Origin of the sequence: Marinomonas piezotolerans (assembly GCF_003362755.1) — a bacterium.
GTDB lineage: Bacteria > Pseudomonadota > Gammaproteobacteria > Pseudomonadales > Marinomonadaceae > Marinomonas > Marinomonas piezotolerans.
Genome location: NZ_QKRA01000027.1, coordinates 1 through 1,214 on the forward strand (window position 1 = coordinate 1; position 1,214 = coordinate 1,214).

1 protein-coding gene and 1 pseudogene are annotated in these 1,214 nt (G+C 41.4%); both read left to right on the forward strand.

Annotation, left to right across the window (positions count from 1 at the left end; all coding sequences use genetic code 11):
- Positions 1-231: 231 nt before the first annotated feature.
- Positions 232-693, forward strand: a complete 462-nt coding sequence (locus tag DN730_RS19000) for a MarR family winged helix-turn-helix transcriptional regulator (protein WP_115469694.1) — start codon at positions 232-234, stop codon at positions 691-693.
- A gap of 246 nt (positions 694-939) precedes the next feature.
- Positions 940-1,095 (forward strand): annotated as a pseudogene (locus tag DN730_RS19005) (IS5/IS1182 family transposase); the annotation flags it as partial.
- Positions 1,096-1,214 lie beyond the last annotated feature (119 nt).

Consider the following 1,214-nt stretch of genomic DNA (forward strand, 5'->3'; position numbering starts at 1 on the left):
TACAAGCTGGCGTTGACTATGTATCAATGGGTACACTCACCAAAGATATTAAAGCTGTCGATTTATCGATGCGACTATACATGGAAGCATAGTAAGGGCCTAAGATGACAGATCGTGTTAGTTAACTAACATGATCTGATTACCCCTGATGCTTAAAACACCAGTAAACCTAGGTTTTTTTAAAGCCTAGTTTACAAGTTCGATAATATTAAAAATCCAGGATACAGGAACATGTCTGCAGAGAAATTAAATACTGCCCCAGAGCTAAAAGACGAGAGGATGGCACACATTATTCGAGAGCTCTCGAAGCAGTACTTCAATTCATTGGAACGAAGATTACAGCCCTACGGCGTAAACCATGGATTTTGGGGATACTTACGTGAGCTCTGGAACGAGGAAGGAATCTCCCAGAAAACCTTAAGTGAACGAGTGGGACTTACTGGACCCACAACGAACTCCGTTATTAAACGCATGTTGGCAGCTGGCCTCGTCGAGCTTCGCCCTATAACTGAAGGAAAACCAAGACAGGTCGTTTATTTAACTGAATATGGAAAGAGCCTTAAGGATACCCTTGAACCTCTAGCAAAAGAAGTCAATGACGTGGCTCAAAGCGGTATGAGCCTTGAGGAAATTGAAATCGTTCGCGAATATTTATTGAACATGCATTCTAATCTTATGAAGGACAATACCTAATTTTTGATGACTGCTAAGGCAGCGAATAGCTGGCAACTGAAGCAGAAAGCAAAACCCCAGCACAAGACTTTGCTCATACTGAGGCATATAGCACTTATAAGAAACCTTAAAGAAGCCAACCTATTTAGTCGTCCCTGAATAACTCTCAACCCATTGAATGCAAAGTGTTTTTATAAGATAGTTAATGCCTAAATCTTGCTATAAATGCGCCATAAGGCCCAAAAAGTTGCAGAATGGGTGATTTTTATGAAGCCTCGTCAGACAAAGACTATATCGCAAAAGGATTTATTCCAACCACAGCTCGTTGACATCATTGACCCCAACCATCCTTTAGTTCGACTGGCTAAGGTTATTGATTGGAACCAATTGGACAACGAATTGGGGGGACACTTCTCAACGGTAATCCCCCCGAAAAATAACAGCAACAAGTAGAAACCTTGATTGGGCGAAAACCTGAAATCTGTTTTGTTGACCGAGGATATAAAGGGCCAGGTGTGGAAGATATTAAAGTCTTGATTGCA